This window comes from Gelidibacter sp. (assembly GCF_035515035.1).
Lineage (GTDB): Bacteria > Bacteroidota > Bacteroidia > Flavobacteriales > Flavobacteriaceae > Gelidibacter.
The window spans coordinates 1-4,130 of the sequence record NZ_DATJCA010000082.1 but is presented as its reverse complement, the minus strand read 5'-3'; the positions used below and the strand labels follow the sequence as shown (position 1 = coordinate 4,130).

At 36.4% G+C, this 4,130-nt stretch carries 2 protein-coding genes; both read left to right on the top strand.

Annotated features, from left to right (window positions below; translation table 11 throughout):
• Window positions 1–217, top strand: a 217-nt coding sequence (locus tag VLZ86_RS06325) for a hypothetical protein (RefSeq protein WP_325449791.1), incomplete at its 5' end; no start/stop codon positions are given.
• A gap of 537 nt (window positions 218–754) precedes the next feature.
• A partial coding sequence (locus VLZ86_RS06320; RefSeq protein WP_325449790.1) for an immunoglobulin domain-containing protein occupies window positions 755–4,130 on the top strand: 3,376 nt, incomplete at its 3' end.

Below are 4,130 nucleotides of genomic sequence, written 5' to 3'. Positions count from 1 at the left end.
CGAGAAAAAAGACGGGAACATCGTCGTAACTTCTACTGAAAACAAAATCACCCAAGTTGAAATCTTCAGTTTGAACGGACGTTCCGCATTCCAAAAATCTGAAATTAACAACCTACAATTCAAAGTTCCTGTGAATCGTTTGGAAAAACAGATCATTGTATTTGTGGTAGAAACGGAAGCCGGTGAGGTGATTACAAAGAAATTTGTAAACAAATAACGGTAGGAAAGAAAACAAAGCGTAATCAAATTGAAACGGATTTAGTATTTAAATACGAAAAAGGCCCTTTTGAAAAAGAGGGCTTTTTTCATGTGAAAAACATCCCCCTAAATCCCTTTACATCCCCCTAAATCCCCCTTCAAAGGGGGACTTTTAGACTCCGATTCAATCAAAAACCCCATTCAAAACAAAACTCGAACTCCCTCCCTTTGAAGGGAGGGTTGGGGTGGGATGTTTACTCGTCATTAAAAACAAACCCAATTTACATCCCCCTAAATCCCCCTTCAAAGGGGGACTTTAAACTCCGATTCAATCAAAAACCCCATTCAAAACGAAAATCAAACTCCCTCCCTTTGAAGGGAGGGTTGGGGTGGGATGTTCATCGTCCACCCAGTCCCCAGTCCCCTTCGGATAGCTATCGGGACAAGTCCTAACAAGTCCCCAACCTTCCCGAGCACCCTATCCCCTAGCACCCAAAACTTTAGTTGTTTAATTAAAAAAAATAGTATTATATTTGCAGCACCAAACCTAATAACTATGAAATATCTATACGCATTCGCCGTACGTGGAGGTTTTATACTATCTCTACTTTTCTTTTCTTTCTATGCGCAAGCACAAATTACACCCCAACAAAATGTAAAAGCGAAAGCTACTCAGAAAATCAACCATTCCAATGTCCAGAATAGGGATCAGGAACTGAATTATTCTCCAAACCATTCTTCGACAGCCGTTCCAAACGATGGCAAAGTGGGAATTTCTGCTTTTGAAGAAATGAAACTACAGGGTAAAAAAGAAGACATCTCAAAAAGAACTGCTTTTACGCGTGAATATAGTAATGGAAATGGAAGCCATTCTTTAATATCAAGCGCAGAACCTATTCACTACTCTAAAAATGGAGGATGGGAAGAAATAGATGTTCAAATCAAAAGCACCACAAATAGTTCGTATCCCTATGTAAATAGCACAAACTTAATGGAAAGTTATTTTGGGAAAACAGCTACATTAGGAATAAAGACAAAAATCCAATCATACGAAATAAAAGATTTTCAAAACACTACAATGTATTGGGAAGTAAATGGTCAAGAAATAGGTTTAAAACAAGCTACTGAAAGTACTATTTCAGTCCAAGGAAATAAAGCATATTATCCTAATTTATATGGCAATATTACCGCTGAAATTATTATTAAAAACGGGAAAAGAAAACTTAACTATCTGATTCCTGACAAACAATCTTTAGGAAACATACCCAATAACGCAGATTATTTAGTCTTTACAGAGGATATAACGATACCATTTGGTTGGAAACACTCGAAAACAGATAATGGTATTGTAGTCACAAATCAATTGGGTCAAGAAATGATTCTTTATGAGAATCCAGTTTCTTTTGACTCCAGTCATAATTTAATGGTAGAAGAAAACACCTTTTATGAAACCCTATTATTAGGCAATACACTTCGTATAAAAACCAAAGTAAAAACAGAATGGTTGTTTAATAATGATCGGATTTTCCCAGTTACCATTGATCCAACATCTATTTATGGTTTGGCCTTTAACTGGCCTTTTTACGCCTCTGGTTGGGTGAGAAAAATAGATAATAATAATTTCCCTGGGGCGGGTGGTTCCATCCGAACAGGAAGATCAAATGGGAATAAGATTGTTGGATGGGCACGCTTTAACATTGGAAATATCATTCCACCAAATGCAACCATTGAATCTGCACATACTCTACTTACTTATAATGGATACGGACAAGACACAAATTTGGAAAATAGATCATTTGCTATTGCACGATTTACTTTACTTAGTTTTAACCCAATGGGACTTTTCACAACTAATAAAAATATTTACGATGGAGTCGGGAATGTGATTTCTCAGAATTTAACATGGAACAATTCGCAAGGCTCTTCGACGTCTCAACAAATCATTCATGATAAATGGAATGTTTTTGATGCGGCAGGCTTGAATTATATACGTGGTTTACGACAAGGTAATCATCAATATTTATCACTTGCTGTTATCCCTAATCCAGAAAACACTTGGCAAGCGAATGAATTCGCTCAATTTAGTGGAGATGGCGATCAAGACCCACCTTTATTAATAATAAATTTTACCCCTAAAGATATGACTTGTATTCCAGAATCTTTATCAAGTGACTTTTTCATAAATAGTGTGAAATTTTTTGATACTTTAATTGCTGGGCCTGCCGCAACAACAAGCGGATATGATTCACCAGGTTATAAAAATGTGGTTGGAATTAAAGCACAACAAGTTCCAGGCGGTGGGATAAATGTTGAAGTTAAAACAAATTACAGAGGTAAATTTAAAGCATGGGTTGATTGGAACAAAAATGGTTTATTTGACACAAATGAACTTATTTATGATTCAGGTAATAATCAAACTGTAAGTGCCAATTTTGGTTTAGTCGTACCGCCAAACACTAATCCTGGAGAATATACCATTCGTTTTAGAGCACAACATGAACAATCTCCTGAGCCCAATTTAGGGCCTTGCGGATTGTCGCTTTTTAGTGAGACGGAAGATTATAAAATTAAAGTAGTTCCAGCTTGTAACGCAACTATTTACACAGTTATTGATGGTGAACGCTGTGGAAATGGCGTTATTGTATTAGAAGCTATTGGTAACTCTAGTACCGTTTCTTATAACTGGTATTTAAATGAATTTGGTGGTGTTCCGATGTCAAACCATAATTCTACTATAACCACTCCTAGTATTACTGCTCCCAATAGTAGAATATATTATGTATCTGCCGTGGGATCGAATGGATGTGAATCACCTAGAGTGCCAGTAATAGCGAATGCAAAACCTCTGCCTACTTTAGATATCGTAAATCAAACCAATGAGATTTGTGGAGACGGAGCTATAGTATCGGTATCCGCTTCAGGTGATTTCCAACGAGAATTGATTTTAGAAGAAACCTTTAGTGGAACAAATTTAGGGAGCTTTACGAATAAAATTCTTTCGGGTGATAACTCTGTAAACTTTTCCAGAAAGGTTAGCACATTTATTCCTGTCAATAATCCAATTTGGAAACCTGCAATTAGCTCAGGCTATCCTGTAGATGGCACAGCAAATGGCTTCGCATTCTCTACAAGTGACAATGCAAATAATTACTCTACTTTATCAAATAAAGCCTTAGAACAAGGATTATCGAAAAGCACCCAAAACTTTCAAGATCTTACTTTAATCTTTAAAGTGTATTTCTCCTATTATGGACCTAATGCAGCAGGAGCTGATGAAGGATTGTATATTGAAGGATCTAGAGATGGAGGCAGTACGTGGGAAGAGATAATAAATTATAAGGAGTCCATTGGGTCAGCTAATAAATTTGTGACTAAAGAAGTTGATTTATCGAATTTTATCAATACTCCAAATTTCAAAATTAGATTTCGTTATGAATCCGGATGGGGAGATGGTATAGCTATAGACGACATTCGAATTTATGGTAACAAGCCTCTTCAGACAGCACTTGATTGGTTAGCTCCAGGTGGTTCTACCGAAGGGATTTTTGATTTTAATTCGATAACCCAACAATGTACGGACACTCCTTACAGTGGAGCAAGTGCCTCTGTATGCATAAAGCCAACAATTGCTCAATTAAAAAGCAGTGAAATCTTGAAATTTAAAGCTACGGCAACATTGAGTAACGGTTGTATAGTTACTGGAAATTTAGATTTCAATAATAAAACAAAAATATGGGATCAAAGTGCCTCTTCGGATTGGGCGGCAAGCAACAGATGGAGTCCGCCAAGTATAAATGACCAACCAACTTTAGAAAATTGTGTTATTGTAAAAAGAAATTTGGAAATTAATTCTGATTTCAATGCATTAGCTAAAAACATTAAAGTAGAAAATGGAGCAAAACTAACAATCAAAAACAATGCTTCCCTAACGG